At 70.4% G+C, this 14,729-nt stretch carries 16 protein-coding genes; 13 read left to right on the plus strand and 3 right to left on the minus strand.

Annotation, left to right across the window (positions count from 1 at the left end; genetic code table 11):
- Positions 1 to 4 precede the first annotated feature (4 nt).
- A complete protein-coding gene (locus tag ACZ66S_RS34750; RefSeq protein ID WP_469905540.1) occupies positions 5 to 448 on the plus strand; it encodes an SRPBCC family protein in 444 nt (147 codons plus the stop codon).
- A gap of 47 nt (positions 449 to 495) precedes the next feature.
- On the opposite strand, the gene ACZ66S_RS34755 is transcribed toward ACZ66S_RS34750, so the two are convergent.
- Positions 496 to 1,023 (minus strand): P-loop nucleotide/nucleoside kinase family protein, encoded by a 528-nt coding sequence (locus tag ACZ66S_RS34755; protein ID WP_469905541.1) that lies wholly within the window; start codon positions 1,021 to 1,023, stop codon positions 496 to 498.
- 135 nt (positions 1,024 to 1,158) lie between these two features.
- Complete coding sequence (locus ACZ66S_RS34760) at positions 1,159 to 2,046, minus strand: SDR family NAD(P)-dependent oxidoreductase (RefSeq protein ID WP_469905542.1); 888 nt, start codon at positions 2,044 to 2,046, stop codon at positions 1,159 to 1,161.
- A 71-nt stretch (positions 2,047 to 2,117) separates the two neighbouring features.
- Between ACZ66S_RS34760 and ACZ66S_RS34765 the strand changes: the two genes are divergently transcribed.
- The 4 genes from ACZ66S_RS34765 (at position 2,118) to ACZ66S_RS34780 (ending at position 5,124) form a co-directional block, all read left to right on the plus strand.
- On the plus strand, positions 2,118 to 3,059 hold the full coding sequence (locus tag ACZ66S_RS34765; RefSeq protein ID WP_469905543.1) for a LysR family transcriptional regulator: 942 nt from the start codon (positions 2,118 to 2,120) through the stop codon (positions 3,057 to 3,059).
- Between the two features lie 208 nt (positions 3,060 to 3,267).
- A complete protein-coding gene (locus tag ACZ66S_RS34770) occupies positions 3,268 to 3,663 on the plus strand; it encodes an ANTAR domain-containing protein (protein WP_469905544.1) in 396 nt (131 codons plus the stop codon).
- A gap of 114 nt (positions 3,664 to 3,777) precedes the next feature.
- Positions 3,778 to 4,383: a dihydrofolate reductase family protein gene (locus ACZ66S_RS34775; RefSeq protein ID WP_469905545.1), complete on the plus strand. Its 606-nt coding sequence runs from the start codon at positions 3,778 to 3,780 to the stop codon at positions 4,381 to 4,383.
- A gap of 189 nt (positions 4,384 to 4,572) precedes the next feature.
- On the plus strand, positions 4,573 to 5,124 hold the full coding sequence (locus ACZ66S_RS34780) for a carboxymuconolactone decarboxylase family protein (protein ID WP_469905546.1): 552 nt from the start codon (positions 4,573 to 4,575) through the stop codon (positions 5,122 to 5,124).
- A gap of 171 nt (positions 5,125 to 5,295) precedes the next feature.
- On the opposite strand, the gene ACZ66S_RS34785 is transcribed toward ACZ66S_RS34780, so the two are convergent.
- The gene (locus tag ACZ66S_RS34785; RefSeq protein ID WP_469905547.1) at positions 5,296 to 6,591 is read right to left on the minus strand and encodes a CitMHS family transporter; all 1,296 of its coding nucleotides are present in this window, start codon (positions 6,589 to 6,591) and stop codon (positions 5,296 to 5,298) included.
- Positions 6,592 to 7,038: 447 nt separating this feature from the next.
- Between ACZ66S_RS34785 and ACZ66S_RS34790 the strand changes: the two genes are divergently transcribed.
- From ACZ66S_RS34790 to ACZ66S_RS34825, 8 genes are all read left to right on the plus strand, one after another.
- The gene (locus tag ACZ66S_RS34790) at positions 7,039 to 7,758 is read left to right on the plus strand and encodes a FadR/GntR family transcriptional regulator (RefSeq protein ID WP_469905548.1); all 720 of its coding nucleotides are present in this window, start codon (positions 7,039 to 7,041) and stop codon (positions 7,756 to 7,758) included.
- 193 nt (positions 7,759 to 7,951) lie between these two features.
- A complete protein-coding gene (locus tag ACZ66S_RS34795) occupies positions 7,952 to 8,656 on the plus strand; it encodes an aspartate/glutamate racemase family protein (RefSeq protein WP_469905549.1) in 705 nt (234 codons plus the stop codon).
- Positions 8,653 to 9,495 (plus strand): sugar phosphate isomerase/epimerase family protein, encoded by an 843-nt coding sequence (locus ACZ66S_RS34800; protein WP_469905550.1) that lies wholly within the window; start codon positions 8,653 to 8,655, stop codon positions 9,493 to 9,495. Before ACZ66S_RS34795 ends, ACZ66S_RS34800 begins: the two co-directional genes overlap by 4 nt.
- A gap of 50 nt (positions 9,496 to 9,545) precedes the next feature.
- A complete protein-coding gene (locus tag ACZ66S_RS34805) occupies positions 9,546 to 10,634 on the plus strand; it encodes an isocitrate/isopropylmalate dehydrogenase family protein (protein WP_469905551.1) in 1,089 nt (362 codons plus the stop codon).
- A 501-nt stretch (positions 10,635 to 11,135) separates the two neighbouring features.
- Positions 11,136 to 12,383, plus strand: coding sequence for a 3-oxo-tetronate kinase (gene otnK, locus ACZ66S_RS34810; RefSeq protein ID WP_469905552.1), 1,248 nt, complete (start codon positions 11,136 to 11,138; stop codon positions 12,381 to 12,383).
- Positions 12,383 to 13,024: a 3-oxo-tetronate 4-phosphate decarboxylase gene (otnC, locus tag ACZ66S_RS34815; protein WP_469905553.1), complete on the plus strand. Its 642-nt coding sequence runs from the start codon at positions 12,383 to 12,385 to the stop codon at positions 13,022 to 13,024. Before otnK ends, otnC begins: the two co-directional genes overlap by 1 nt.
- Positions 13,025 to 13,084: 60 nt before the next feature.
- Complete coding sequence (gene rraA / locus ACZ66S_RS34820) at positions 13,085 to 13,576, plus strand: ribonuclease E activity regulator RraA (RefSeq protein WP_469905554.1); 492 nt, start codon at positions 13,085 to 13,087, stop codon at positions 13,574 to 13,576.
- A 20-nt stretch (positions 13,577 to 13,596) separates the two neighbouring features.
- Entirely contained in the window at positions 13,597 to 14,709 is a 1,113-nt protein-coding gene (locus ACZ66S_RS34825; protein WP_469905555.1) for a DUF475 domain-containing protein, read from the plus strand.
- Positions 14,710 to 14,729: the final 20 nt, after the last annotated feature.

Raw genomic sequence — 14,729 nt, forward strand, 5'->3', positions numbered from 1 at the left:
GGAGATGGCTGACATCCTTCACCGCATCGGCATCGAGCACTCCTCGCCGCAGCAGGTGTACGACGCTCTGACCACCCTGGACGGCCTGTCCGGCTGGTGGACCGAGAAGACGTCCGGGGAGACCGACCTCGGTGGCGTGATCGAGTTCCGCTTCGGGCCGGGCGGGTTCGACATGAAGGTCGCCGAGCTCGATCCGGGCCGGCTCGTCCGCTGGGACGTCGTGGACGGACCGCAGGAATGGATCGGCACCAGCGTGCAGTGGGACCTCCGTCAGGAAGGTGACTACACGATCGTGTTGTTCAGGCACGAAGGCTGGCGTGAGCAGGTCGAGTTCATGCACCACTGCAGCACCAAGTGGGCCACCTTCCTGCTGAGCCTGAAGCAGCTCCTGGAGACCGGGGATGGCGCGCCCGATCCGCGCGACCTGAAGATCAGCGACTGGCACTGACCGGCCACGCCCCGAAAGCCACGTGATACTACAGATGTGACTGTGTGTCAGATGACAAGTGAGGGCCATCGGTTGGCGGCCCACTCGGGCCAACCCGGCCAATGCGGAGGCGGGTTGGCCGTCTCCTGTCCGTCGAGCTCGACCGCGTCCGGCTCGTCGAACAGCGCACGCCAGCGTACGAGGTCCGCCTCACTCATCGGGAAGGTCTGATCCGGAGTGCTCGACTGACGGTGGGCGATCCTGGCTCGCTGGGTCTCGACATCCACCGGCACGTACACGATGTGACAGGACGCCCCCACGGATCCCACCAGCCAGCGGATCGCGGACCTCTCGTCACGAGACCAGCATCCGAAGTCCAGGATCACGTTGGTTCCCAGCTTCAACGCCTCCAGGGCGAGCGAAAGGAACCGGCCTTCCAGGACGGCACGTTTCCCGCCCGCCTCCGGCTCACCGAACAGCGGAATCATCCACTCGTCAGGCGTCAGCCGGAGGGCGTTGTGCTCCTCGGCCAACTGCCGAGCTCTTGTGGTCTTGCCGGCACCTGGCAGGCCGACGGTGAGGAACAACGTGGTCACCCCCGGATCGTTCAGGGAAACCATTCGGCGGACAACTGCTTTCTTTCCTGCCGAGAACACTGAGATCGCGGGGGTCGCGGCGGTCGCGGGGGTTGTCGGGATCTTGCCCCGGTGCCGGGTACCGACTCGGTGCGTTCAGGGTGTGACCATGCGGTCCTGCTCCACCGGAGGAGTCCCCTCGTACCAGTCCAGGGCCTTGCCGAAGCGGACCAACTCGCCGTGCAGAGCGGGATCGACGCCTTCGGCGAAGACGAGGTCGAGCACGGCCGCGGCGGCCTGGGCCGGTGACTGCGCGTGGCTGTAGTCACTGAACCAAGGGCGTGAGGTGGCGGTGTCGACCATGCCGGGGCACACGGACGCGATCAGCGTGCCGGTGGCGAGGTCGCTTTCACGGCGCTCGGCGGCGAGAGCGCGTACGGCGGCGACCTGCGCCACCTTCGAGGGCACGTTCAGCCAGACGGGCCAACCCGCCTCCTGAGCCGTCCTGTTGTGGATGGCGCTGCGCCAGGACTCGACGGCGTACTCGACCTCGTCGAGGCTCGCGCCGTCGAACAGACGGTGCAGGCGCGGATCAAGGTGGCCGAGGGTGCCGAGGCTGCTCGCCACGACGAGCAGCCGGCCGCCGGGGCGAAGCACGGGGCCGAAGGAGCGGAGGATCGCGTGCGTGGCGGTGTTGGAGACGTCGATGAACTCGTCCGCTCGCTCGGCCTGCGACTCCTCGGGCAGTACGCGGGCCACCGCGTTGGAGATGACGACGTCGCCCCCTCCGTACCTGGCGCGGAGGTCCTCGGCGAGGTGAGCTATGGCCTCGGTGTCGGTGACGTCGAGGACCCGGCCCTCGACGCGCGCACGGGTGCCGGGCAGCCGGCCCACCTCGACGGCGGCCTCGGTCACCCGCCGGTGACTGCGGCCGGTGAGCAGGATCAGGTCGTCTCCCTGCATACGGGCCGCCAGCCCTTCGACCAGGGCACGGCCGAGTCCTTGGTTGGCGCCCGTCACGAGGGCGATTCGGGATGCGTTCATGCCTGCCACGCTAGGAATCCCGCGTCCATGCGTCCAACGAAAGTTCCGCACGGCTAGCATGCGTAATCGTCATGGACTTCACGGATGTGTCACTCACCGCGCTGCGCGTCCTCCGTGCCGTAGCGGAGCAGGGAACCTTCACGGCGGCCGCCACGTCGCTGGGCTACACCCAGTCCGCGGTCTCGCGCCAGATCGCCTCGATCGAACGGGCCGCCGGCGCCGAGCTGCTGGAACGGCGGCGCGACGGCGTACGGCTCACCGCGGCCGGCCGGGTCGTCATGCGCCGTGCGACGACCGTGCTCAACGAGATCGACGCGACGGCCCGCGAACTGTCGGGCCTGCCCGGTCAGGCCGGGACGGTCCGCCTGGGCTGGTTCCCGAGCGCCGGCGCCGTGCTGGTGCCTCGTGCGCTGTCCGCGCTGCGCCGCACGGATCCGGACCTGCATGTCATCGGCCGGGAGGGCAGTACGTCTGCGCTCGTGCGCGCTCTGCGGGCCGGAAGCCTGGACCTCGCCCTGCTCGCCTCGGCGCCGCCGTTCCGACCGCCTGACGCCGAGTCGCCTCCACTGGCAGTGCAGACACTCACCGAACGCGCCCTCTGCCTGGCCGTGCCCGCGACCCACCCCTTGGCCCGCGGCGACTACATCGACGTGGCCGACCTGCGCGGGCAACGGTGGATCACCGCATCCTCCTCGGGAGAGGACAAGCTACTGGGCGTGTGGCCGGGGCTGGACGAGCGGCCGGAGATCGCCCACACCGCCCGCGACTGGCTCGCCAAGCTCCACCTGGTCGCCGCAGGCTGCGGACTGACGACGGTGCCCGCAGTCCTCGCCTCCGCCGCGCCACCAGGTGTCCGTGTCCTGCCCGTCCGCGGTGGACCCCAGGAACAACGGCGCCTCCTACTCGCCCGTCTCCCCCACCCGATGACCGACCCGAGCGCCCGTGTCGCGGCAGCGTTGCGCCTGGCGGCCCTCGACGCCGATACACCGGCGTCTTTCTCGCCTCCATCGTGAGGGTAAGGCGCGGTGAACAGGCCGCACTGGCTGGTGCTCGCTCTAGTTCCGGTGCGGCGGGGGTCGTCTCTTGACGCGGGCCACACCTGTGAAGACAGGTCGGTCACCCGGGTCCCCCCGGCGCGCGGACTCACCTGATGATGTGAGGGAAAGGGCCATTTTGGGCGCACACGCGTGTGCCGGTGGGAGTGAAGGGCAGGCGACGGCCATGCGCCCCTCCCCACGACAGGACCCCACCCTGCCCCGATCCGCACCGGCACCGGCACCGGCACCTGCACCGCTAGGAAACGAGCAATACCAGCAGCTCGATACCGCCGCCGAGCTCCAGCAAGAACGTGAGCTGCTCAAGCGGGCCATGGAGAACCGCCCGGTGATCGACATGGCCCGCGGCGTGCTGGCGGCCGGTTACGGCTGTCCGCCGCAGGATGCGTGGGAGATCCTGATGACCGTCTCGCGGCGCACCGACGTCGACATCCACACGGTGGCCGAGGCCATCACGCAGGTCGCCACTGGCACACCGATGCCCGAGCACCTCCAGGTCCACCTTGCGGAAGCCGTCAGGGCATGGCAGGCGAGGCACCACGACCACGGATCAGCCGAGTAGCCGCGACGGTGCCTGACAGACGCAATCGGTTCCCGAAACCCAGCAGGACGTGGATCTGCTCCGATGATTTTCCGGCGGCCGTGCCGTCTATCCCCTCGACGAAGGGAGCGCATCATGCGCAAGATCATTGTTTGCACGTTCCTGACACTGGACGGCGTCATGCAGGCGCCGGGCGGGCCCGATGAGGACACGCAGAGCGGGTTCGAGCACGGCGGCTGGCAGAGGCCGGTGTCGGACGACGAGGTGGGCGCGGCGATCGCCGGTTGGTACGAGCCCGCGGACGCGATGCTGCTCGGCCGGAAGACGTACGAGATCTTCGCGTCGTACTGGCCGACCGCCGATCCCGGCAACCCGTTCACCGAGCGGATGAACAGCATGCACAAGTACGTGGCGTCCCGGACCCTGACGTCCGTCGAGTGGCAGAACTCCACGCTGCTGGAGGGCGATGTCGCCGATGCCGTACGCGCGCTGAAGTCGTCCGAGGGAGGCGACATCAACGTCGTCGGCAGTGGTGATCTCGCGCAGACCCTCATGCGGCACGACCTCGTCGACGAGTACCGGCTGACCGTCCATCCGGTGATCATCGGCACCGGCAAGCGGCTGTTCGCCGACGGGGCGATCCCCACGTCGCTGGAGCCGGTCAGCGTCTCGACGACGAAGAGCGGCACCGTCGTCGGTGTCTACCGGCCCAATGGCAAGCCCCGGTACGACAGTTACTAGTCGGCCGGTGCCGGAGCCCGGCCTCGCGTGTGCAACCTCCGCTGCGGGGTCGCTCTCGAACAGGGCACGGGCGTGGCGCGGCCCCGCATGGCTGTGAGCGCAACCGTCACTTCGGGCACCTGGTGTTCGACGCGGGCTGGGTGGGGATCCCCGTCCTGTGCAGTCCATCGCCCAGCGAACGGAGCCGACATGGAGTACCCGGACCTTTCCGCACTGCCCGCGGAGCTGCAGGAGGACGTGACCGCTCGCGGTTCGCTCAACGTCTTCCGGATGTTGACGCACTCCCCGGCGCTGGCGCCCGGCGTGCTGGCGCTGGGGGACGCGATCCTGCGGCGGAACTCGTTGCCGGACGCCTTGCGCGAACTCGCCATCGTCCGGGTCGGCCAGGTCTACCGGGCGGCGTACGAGGTCCACCATCACGAGAACATCGCCCGTCTCGTCGGACTGAGTGAGGAGGCGATCACCGCCGCCTCGACCGGTTCCGCCGAAGGGCTGTCCGCGTCCGAGGCCGCCGTCCTCGCCGCCACCGACCGGCTGCTCGACCAGCACTGCCTCGACGAGGGCGCGCGCGACGAACTCCTCGCCTTCCTCACGGTGAACCAGCTCGCCGACCTCGTCCTCACGGTCGGCTTCTACCAACTCATCTGCGACTTCCTCAACACCTTCGAGGTGACGACCGAGGGCGAGGCGAAGCCGCCGTACGGCGATGTGCCGCCCGCCTACAGCGACGGGGACCGGTGAGGCGGACCCGGCCATCGCCGCGAGCGCGGGCGGGGTGACCCACAGATCGCGCGCCTCCGGCGCTCCGACGCGGGCCGCTCTCGTTCACTTCGCTGAGGGCGCGACGCGGTACGCCGATGGACAGTCCGGCGTGCCGCGTCGCGCGAGTCCCAGGTTTCGACGTCCCTGCCGCTACGAGATCGTGATCGCTCCCGTGACGAGCGCGAAGGCGATGTAGGCGAGGGAGACCGGGATGCCCCAGCGCAGTGCCAGTTTCTGGAAGTCGCCGAGTTCGGCCTTGACCAGGCCCAGCAGTACCCACAGGGGCGCTGAGGTGGGGCCCATGCTGTGCAGGATCTGGCCGATGGCGCCGGCGCGGGCGATCTCGTTGGCGTGGATGCCGTAGTGGCTCGCGGATTCGGCGAGGACGGGGACGACACCGAACCAGTAGGCGTCGTTCGACATGAAGAAGCCCAGCGGGAGGGCGAGGACGGCGGTGAAGAGGGGGACGATGCTGCCCCAGCCTTCGGGGACGAGGGAGAGGGCCGCGTTCGCCATGGCCTTGATCATTCCGGCGTCGGTCATGATGCCGGTGAAGATGCCGGCGCCGAGGACCAGCATCACGACGGGTACGGCGTTGGCGGCCTGCCGCTTGATGAGGTCCTGCTGGGCGTCGATGGTGCGCAGGTTGATGAGCAGGGCGATGACGAAGGCGACCATGAACAGGACGACCAGGTCGGCGGCCTCCAGGATGAGCAGGACCATCAGGGCCACGGTGAGGGCGGCGTTGACCCACATCCGCCAGGTGACCTCGACCTTGGGGATGGCCTCGCCGCCGGCGACCTCGAGTCGGTAGGCGTCCAGCTTCTCGGGGTCGAGCTTGCCGCGTTCCCGCACTCCGAGCCAGTAGGCGACGGCCACGATGGCGAGGCTGGTGAGTGCCATGGGGCCGATCATGTGGACGAAGTAGTCGCCGGCGTCGAGGTGCAGCGCGCTGATGCCACGCGTGGCGGCGCCGCCCCACGGTGTGGTGCCGGAGATCGTGCCCAGGGCCATCGTGGCGAGCGCGGCCAGGATCAGCGGGTTGATGCCGAGACGGCGGTAGATCGGCAGGAACGTCGAGCAGACGATCATGTACGTGGTGGTGCCGTCTCCGTCGAGGGCGACCAGGAGGGAGAGCACCGCCGTGCCCACGACGATGCGCATCGGGTCGCCCTTCGCGGCCCGGATGATGAACGCCGATATGGGGTCGAAGAGCTTGGCCTCCATCATCAGGCCGAAATAGAGGACTGCGAAGAGGAGGAGTACGGCGGTGGGGGCGACGGTCTCCAGACCGTTCATGATCATGTCGCCGATCTGGGTGCCCTTGCCGACGATGACGGCGGCGATGATGGGCGTGAGCATGATGGCGGTGAATGCGGAGAGGTACTTGCGCATCACGAGCAGCATGAAGCTGCCCAGTGTGGCGAAGCCGAGGACGGCGAGCATCGTTGCTCCTTGGGGCGGGGCTCGGGGCGGCGGCGGGTGGCGGCCAGGGCACGGATCAGCGGGGCCGGTGACTGCCCCGCCGGACCCACGCCGCGAAGCTCGGCGCAAGGTGCGAGGGGCTCATGGTAGGTGCGGCTCCTGTGGTGGGTGGCGGCTGCGTCGGTGGGTGGCGTCCTGCGTCGGTGGGTGGTGTCCTGCGTCTCAGCCGCGGCGCACGGGCCGACACGCCGGGCAGGCGACGCGCCTGGCAAGGGCGCTGCGGCGGCTGCCGTACGACGCGGGGACGGGTATGGACGCAGGGCGGATCGCCGGGCGTGCTGTGGCGGTGAACCTGTGGGGGCGGCTCAGGTGTCGTACGGCACATCCGGATGCGGCTAACCGGTTTACCGGTTGGCCGGTAGGTAACTAGACTCCGGGCTGATCGTCAATACCGAAGTGAGGGAATCCATGGCCGAACTCTCGAGAATCACGGTCGAGCCGCGCGAGCCGCTGGCCGCCGAGGTCTCCCGGCGGCTCATCGACTATCTGATGTCCGGCGAGGTCCAGCCCGGCGACCGCATCCCCTCGGAGCGCCAGCTCACCGAGATGCTCGGAGTCAACCGCCCCACCGTGCGGGAGGCCATCAAGTCCCTCGGATTCCTGGGTCTGCTGGAGATCCGCCAGTCGAGCGGAACGTACTTCCGCGGCACCGATTCGGACGTGCTGTACCGCCTGTTCGAGCTCGGCCTCGTCCTCGGCGAGCGCGGCGCGAAGGACATGATGCAGGCGCGCGCCGAGCTGGAGGTCGTCGTCGCGGGGCTCGCCGCCGAGGCACGTGACGAGTCCGGAATCGAGCTGCTGCGCGCCCGGCTGGCCGCTATGCGCGAGTGCCCGGACGACGAGTTCGCCGAGGCCGACACCGCCTTCCACGCCGCTCTCGCCGACGTGGCCGACAACAGCGTGCTGCGGGACATGCTCAAGGGCATGCGGGCGATGATCCAGCGCGGCTGGGTCGAGCGGACCGGGTCGGTGCGGAGCAGGAAGATCGCCTACGACGATCACGTGCCGATCTTCGAGGCCGTCGAGAAGGGCGACGCCGACGCCGCCCGGGAGGCGATGGGCCGGCACATGCGTGACGCCTCACGTCGGCTGCGCCAGGCCTTGGAGCAGAGCACCGCCGCCGACTGACGAAGGGCGACCGGCTGCTGCCACCCCAGGGCCACCGCCGACCGACCACCGGGAAACCGGGGCACCCCCGACGCCGGGGATGCCCCCTCGCACATTCAACCGGTTTACCGGTTGACCGGTTGACCATCGCTGCCTAGAGTGAACCGGCGGCACCGAACGACTCAGTGCCGTGAACCGGAAGAGGGGAAGCCCGGTGCGTGACCGCCCACCGCTGATCGCCTTGATCCATGCCGTCCCCGCCGCCGCGCGGATCGCGCAGGACAGCTTCACCCGGGAGTTTCCCGAGGCCCGACTGTGGAATCTGCTCGATGACCGACTCCTCGACGACGCCCGCGCCGTCGGCGGACTCGACGACGCGCTGCGTCGGCGCATGCTGCGCCTGATCGGCCTCGCCGCCGAGGGCGGCGCCCACGGCGTCCTGCTCACCTGCTCCTCGTACGGCGACGTGGTCGACACCGCCCGCACGCTGTGGAAGATCCCCGTCCTCAAGTCGGACGAGTCGATGTTCCGCGCCGCGCTCAGCGGCCCGCACGACCGGCTCGCGGTCGTCGCCTCCACGCAGCCCGCCGTCCCGGCGGCACTGTCCCAGATCGACGACCTGGCCGCGCGCCTTCGCCCCGACCGGCCCGTGCACGTCACGGCAGCGCTGAGCGAAGCCGCCGCGGACGCCACCACGTCCGAGGACACCGCCCGTCACCTCGCGGCGGCGCTGCGCGCGGCACCCGCCGACGATGCTCCGCAGACCGTGCTCCTCGCCCAGTACTCCCTGGCCCCGGCCGGGTCCGCACTGTCCGGCATGCTCGGTGTGCCGGTCCTGGACGGCGCCGGCGCGGCCGCCCTCGAACTGCGTTCCCTCCTGCTGCCCTCGGTGACCGCACACGCCGAGGCCGCCCTGTGAACACCGCAAGCCCGCCCGGACTGCCCTGGCCCCTCGCCTACACGGTCTCCTCCGACGACTGCCGTACGCCCGTGCCCCTCGGCTTCGACGCCCCGCTCGCGGAGGCCGTCCACGAACTGGACGCGCTCGGCTACGACGCCCTGGAGGTCCAGGTCCGCGAGGTGGACGGCCGGGACGCGGAACGTCTGAGCCGTACCGTCTCGGCGTCGGGTCTGCGCATCGCCGCCCTCGGCACCGGCCCGGTCGCCGCCCAGGACGGCCTGAGCCTGACCGACCCCGCGCCCGACGTCCGCCGGCACGCACTGGACCGGCTGCTGGGCGCGACCCGGCTGGCCGCCGCGCTTGGCGTGCCCGTCACCCTCGGTCAGACCCGGGGGACGTTCCTGCCCGGCCTGGAGGATCTCCAGCGGACCTGGGCCGAACAAGCCGTGCGCAGGCTTGCCGTCGAGGCGGCCGACCTGGGCACGCGGCTGCTGATCGAGCCGCAGAAAAAGGCCAACACCTCGTTGTGGAACACCCCCGCCGAGGTCCTCGCGTACACCGCCCGGCTCGACGCGCCGACCGGGCTCGTCCTCGACACGCACCATCTGGAGCAGGAGGGCCTGGAGACGGTGACCGCTGTCGCCGCGCACGTCGAGGACAGCGGCTGCCTCCAGCTCGCCTCCCCGGCCGGGCGCGGCCCGCTGGAGACCGGCGACCCCCGCCTGCCCGGCATCCTGCGAGCCCTGCGCGACGGCGGCTTCACGGGCTGGCTCGCCATGGAACACACCCAGAACGGCGACAGCGTCCTCGCCGCGGCCCGGTCCTGGACCGCCGTGCACGACGCCGCCCGCCTCTGACCCACGCACCCCACTCCCCCGCACAGCAACACCCTTGAGAGGAAACGGACATGAGCACCACCACCTACCGCCTGGGCGTCCTGGAGGGCGACGGGATCGGCCCCGAGATCGTCCCGTCCTCCGTGGAGATCGCCACCGCCGCGGCCCGTGCCGCCGGCGCGAGCATCGACTGGGTCACCCTGCCGCTCGGCGCCACCTCCATCGAGACCCACGGCACCCCGGTCCCGGACGAGACGAAGGCCGCCCTCGCCGACCTCGACGGCTGGTACCTGGGCCCGCACGACTCGGTCTCCTACCCCGAGCCGCACAAGTCCGCTCTCAACCCGTCCGGCACCCTGCGCAAGCACTTCCAACTGTTCGCCAACATCCGCCCGGCGAAGTCCTTCCCCGGCGCCCGGGCCGTGTGCGACAACGCCGACCTCGTCATCGTCCGCGAGAACACCGAGGGCTTCTACGCCGACCGCAACACCTTCGCGGGCACGGGTGAGTTCATGCCCACCCCGGACACCGCGATCATGCTCGGCATCATCACCCGGGAGGCCACCGAGCGGGTCGCCCGGGTCGCCTTCGACCTGGCCCGCTCGCGGCGCAAGAAGCTGACGATCGTGCACAAGGCCAACGTCCTGAAGCTCACCACCGGTCTGTTCCGCACGGTGTGCCAGGAGGTCGCCGCGGAGTACCCGGACGTCACGGTCGACGACTTCCACATCGACGCGATGACCGTCCACCTGGTGCGGCGCGCCCAGGACTTCGACGTGATCGTCACGGAGAACATGTTCGGCGACATCCTCTCCGACCTCGCCGGCGAGATCTCCGGCTCGCTGGGCACCGCCCCCTCCATCAACGCCTCCGCCGACCGCGCCATGGCCCAGGCGTCCCACGGTTCCGCCCCCGACATCGCGAGCCGCGACATCGCCAACCCGGTCGCGATGATCCTGTCCGGTGCGATGCTCTTCGAGTGGCTGTCCGCACGCCACCAGGACCCGGCGCTGGCCAAGGTCGCCCAGATCATCGAGGCGGGTGTCGCCCGGACCATCGCCGCCGGCACCTCGACCCGCGACCTCGGCGGCACGGCCTCCACCACGGAGTTCACGGCCGCTGTCATCAAGGCGATCGAGGCCGGCGCCGGTCAGGGCTGATCGAGGGTTGGGGGGGTGAGGCCGGGCGCCGGGGTCGGGCCCGAGCGGCGGCGGGATCCGTCCACTGCCTCCGTGAGGTGGGGCCGGCGACCGGACCCGCTCTCCCGCAGGGCTGGGGGAGACCGGGCAGGCCGCGTCCGCGGTCAGCCCCATGCTCCCTAAGGCTGACAGGGCCGGGAGACCGGATCGGCGCCCCACCTCCGTAAGCCGGGTGGGACCGGGAAACCCGAAGGGCCCGGCCGACGGTCAACCCCACTCCCCCGTAAGGCGGGTGAAGCCAGGCGGTCAGCCCCACTGACCCGTCACCCTCGGCCGGCGGCCCTCATGGGCGTACGACCCCACGGGACCGCGAGCAGGAACGGACCACGAACGCCCAACCGACCCTCACCACACCCGGCCGCGCATCAACCCTCTCGCGGGACGGGACCGAATGTCCCGACCGGCATGCACCAACACCCCCCTTCCCGCCCCCTCCCCCGTACGCCCCTGGAGACCCCCGACATGACCCTGCGCATCGGCTGCACAGCCGACGACTTCACCGGCGGCACCGACGTCGCCGCCGCGTTCCGGCGGGCCGGACTGCGCACCGCGCTCGTCTTCGGCGTTCCCGGCGCCGACACCGAACTGCCCGGTGACTGCGATGCCGCCGTCGTGGCCCTCAAGTCCCGTTCCGTTCCCGCAGAAGAGGCCGTCACCCAGTCGCTGGCCACCCAGGAGTGGCTGTGGTCCAAGGGCGCCGCGCAGGTCTACTTCAAGTACTGCTCCACCTTCGACTCGACTCCCGCCGGGAACATCGGGCCGGTCACCGACGCCCTCCTGGACGCCGCGACCGCGCCGCTCACCCTGGCCTGCCCGGCGTCCCCGCCCAACGGCAGGACCGTCTACCAGGGCCACCTCTTCGTCCACGACCAGCCGCTCGACGAGTCACCGCTGCGCCACCACCCGCTCAACCCGATGACGGACTCCTCGCTGCCGCGCCTGCTCGCCGCGCAGACCGAGCACCGCGTCGGGCTGCTCGACTGGGCCACGGTCCGACGCGGGGTGGACGCCGTGCGCGATGCCCTCTCCCGTTTCGAGCGCGACGGCGTGCGGCACGTGATCGCCGACGCCCTCACCGACGACGACCTCAACATCCTCGGCGCCGCCGCGCTCGAACTGCCCGTCGTCACGGGGGCGGCCGGGCTCGCGGAGGGCCTCGGGCGCGCCTACCCACCGTCCGCACGACCGCTCGCGCAGGCTCCCGTGAAGGGCGGCCGGGCGGCCGTTCTCGCCGGTAGCTGCTCGGCCCGCACCCTGGAACAGATCGCGCACTTCTACTCCGCCGGACTTCCCGCCCTCCATCTCGACGTACTGGCCGCGGCCGCCGGACGGGATGTCGCAGGTGAGGCGCTGACCTGGTTCGAGGCGCAGGCACCGGATGTTCCGGTCCTCGTGTACGCGTCCGCGTCGGCCGACGAACTGGCCGCCGTGCAGGCGCAGTTGGGCGTGGCTGAGGCCGCGGCGAAGGTCGAGGAACTGCTCGGCACGCTCGCCGTGGAGTTCGTCGCGCGCGGAGTGCGCAGGTTGCTGGTGGCCGGCGGGGAGACCTCCGGCGCGGTCACCACCGCGCTGGACGTGCGCGCCGTACTCGTGGGCGAGGAGGCCGACCCCGGAGTGCCCTGGACGTACGCGGACGACCTCGCCCTGATGCTGAAGTCCGGCAACTTCGGTGCTCCGGACCTGTTCGTCCGCGCCCTTCAGGACGCCTGATGAGCCCGTACACCGATGAGTCCGCGGCGCGCGCGACGATCGTAAGCACAGCGCACTCGCTCTTCTCGCGGGGCCTCACCCACGGCTCCACCGGCAACCTCTCGGTCCGTCTCACCGACGGCACCCTGCTGCTGACGCCCACCGGGTGCAGCCTGGGGACCGTCACCGAGGACGCCCTGTCCCGCACGGATCTGCGCGCGCGTCACCTCGACGGCCCGCGACCCACCAAGGAGGCGTTCCTGCACGCCGCCTTCTACCGGGCCCGGCCCGGGGCCGCAGCCGTCGTCCACCTGCACTCGACACACGCGGCGGCCGTGTCCTGCCTCGTGGACATCGACCCCGCCGACGTGCTGCCGCCGCTCACCGCGTACTACGCGATGCGCGTCGGCACCCTCCCGCTCCTGCCTTACCACGCCCCCGGGGACAGCGCGCTCGAACCGCTGGCCGAGGTGACGGCCCGTTCGCACCGCGCTGTGCTGCTCGCCAATCACGGCCCCGTGATCGCCGCGCCGACCCTGGAGCAGGCCGCCGACGCCACGGAGGAACTGGAGGAGACCGCCAGGCTCCACCTCCTCCTGCACGGTCACCGCACACGTCCCCTCACCCCGGAACAGGCTGCCGCGCTCGCGCCCACCCAGTGACGGCCGGACCGGCCCGAGCGCGGCAGCCGTATCTCGACACCACCTCACGAGGATTCCCCCATGCCCCACACCGTCCCACCCGTCCCCACCGCCGACCTGGTTGACCGGTACGGCACCGAACTACGCGTCTGCGATGTCCAGTTCCGCCGGTTCGGCGGGCGCCGCGCCTTCGCCGGGCCGGTGCGCACCGTCTCCTGCCACGAGGACAACGGCCTCCTGCGCGACCTGCTGCGCACTCCGGGCGAGGGGCACGTCCTCGTCGTCGACGGCGGGGCGTCGCTGCGGACCGCCCTGGTGGGCGACCTCATCGCCGGCTCGGCCCAGGACAACGGCTGGGCCGGCCTGATCCTCCACGGCGCCGTGCGGGACAGCGCCGCCCTCGCCGAACTCGACCTCGGCATCCAGGCGTTGGGCACGATTCCGCGCAAGAGCCGCAAGGACGCGGCGGGCACGGTCGACGTGCCGGTCACCTTCGGCGGCGTCACCTTCTGGCCGGGCGACGTGCTGCACGCCGACGACGACGGCGTCGTACTCCTGCCGCGCACCGACTGACAACTCACAAGGGAATGCCAGTGGTTCTGAAAACCTTCGGCTGGTCGTTCGCGGTCACCGTGCTCGGTCTGATCGCGGCGGCCTTCTACGGCGGGGCGACAGCTTTCGGGGTCGTCGCGATCCTCGCGGTCCTGGAGATCTCGCTGTCCTTCGACAACGCGGTGGTCAACGCCGGGATCCTGAAGAAGATGAACGCCTTCTGGCAGAAGATCTTCCTCACCGTCGGCGTCCTGATCGCCGTGTTCGGCATGCGGCTGGTCTTCCCCGTCGTCATCGTCGCGATCAGCGCCAGCACCGGCCCGTTCGAGGCCGTCGAACTCGCCTTCCAACAGCCCGACCGCTACCAGGAGCTGGTCACCGACGCGCATCCGTCCATCGCCGCGTTCGGTGGCATGTTCCTGCTGATGATCTTCCTGGACTTCATCTTCGAGGACCGGGACATCCAGTGGCTGCGTTGGATCGAGCGGCCGCTGGCCAAGCTCGGCAAGGTCGACATGCTGTCGGTCTGCGTCGCCCTGGTCGTCCTGCTGGTCGCCTCCATGACCGTCGCCGTCCACGCCCACCAGCACGGCGGCGCCCACGTCGACAAGCAGGCCACCGTGCTGCTCGCCGGTGTCGCGGGTCTGATCACGTATCTCGTCGTCGGCGGTCTCTCCGGTTACTTCGAGAGCCGACTCGACGAAGCGGAAGAGCGCGAGGAGCGCGAGGGCAAGCCCAAGTCGGCCGTGGCCATGGCCGGCAAGGCCGCGTTCTTCATGTTCCTGTACCTGGAGGTCCTGGACGCCTCGTTCTCCTTCGACGGGGTCATCGGCGCCTTCGCCATCACCAACGACATCGTCCTGATGGCGCTCGGCCTCGGTATCGGCGCGATGTACGTCCGGTCGCTCACCGTCTACCTGGTCCGCCAGGGCACCCTCGATGACTACGTCTACCTGGAGCACGGCGCCCACTACGCCATCGGCGCCCTCGCGGTGATCCTCATGGTCACCATCCAGTACCAGATCAACGAGATCATCACCGGCCTGGTCGGCGTGATCCTCATCGGCTGGTCCTTCTGGTCCTCCGTCCGCCGCAACAAAGCCCTCGCGGCGCAGGAGGGCGCCACGGAGACGGAGACGCTACCCGTGGCCTGAGTGGGCAGCGTCTACGGCCG

The sequence above is a fragment of the Streptomyces sp. NPDC107471 genome (assembly GCF_055582845.1).

Excerpts from the sequence above, each read along its gene's own strand:
- ACZ66S_RS34750 (WP_469905540.1), top strand. The coding sequence starts at position 5 with ATGGCTGACATCCTTCACCGCATCGGCATCGAGCACTCCTCGCCGCAG.
- ACZ66S_RS34760 (WP_469905542.1), bottom strand. The coding sequence starts at position 2,046 with ATGAACGCATCCCGAATCGCCCTCGTGACGGGCGCCAACCAAGGACTC.
- ACZ66S_RS34765 (WP_469905543.1), top strand. The coding sequence starts at position 2,118 with ATGGACTTCACGGATGTGTCACTCACCGCGCTGCGCGTCCTCCGTGCC.
- ACZ66S_RS34770 (WP_469905544.1), top strand. The coding sequence starts at position 3,268 with ATGCGCCCCTCCCCACGACAGGACCCCACCCTGCCCCGATCCGCACCG.
- ACZ66S_RS34775 (WP_469905545.1), top strand. The coding sequence starts at position 3,778 with ATGCGCAAGATCATTGTTTGCACGTTCCTGACACTGGACGGCGTCATG.
- ACZ66S_RS34780 (WP_469905546.1), top strand. The coding sequence starts at position 4,573 with ATGGAGTACCCGGACCTTTCCGCACTGCCCGCGGAGCTGCAGGAGGAC.
- ACZ66S_RS34785 (WP_469905547.1), bottom strand. The coding sequence starts at position 6,591 with ATGCTCGCCGTCCTCGGCTTCGCCACACTGGGCAGCTTCATGCTGCTC.
- ACZ66S_RS34790 (WP_469905548.1), top strand. The coding sequence starts at position 7,039 with ATGGCCGAACTCTCGAGAATCACGGTCGAGCCGCGCGAGCCGCTGGCC.
- ACZ66S_RS34805 (WP_469905551.1), top strand. The coding sequence starts at position 9,546 with ATGAGCACCACCACCTACCGCCTGGGCGTCCTGGAGGGCGACGGGATC.
- otnK (WP_469905552.1), top strand. The coding sequence starts at position 11,136 with ATGACCCTGCGCATCGGCTGCACAGCCGACGACTTCACCGGCGGCACC.
- otnC (WP_469905553.1), top strand. The coding sequence starts at position 12,383 with ATGAGCCCGTACACCGATGAGTCCGCGGCGCGCGCGACGATCGTAAGC.
- rraA (WP_469905554.1), top strand. The coding sequence starts at position 13,085 with ATGCCCCACACCGTCCCACCCGTCCCCACCGCCGACCTGGTTGACCGG.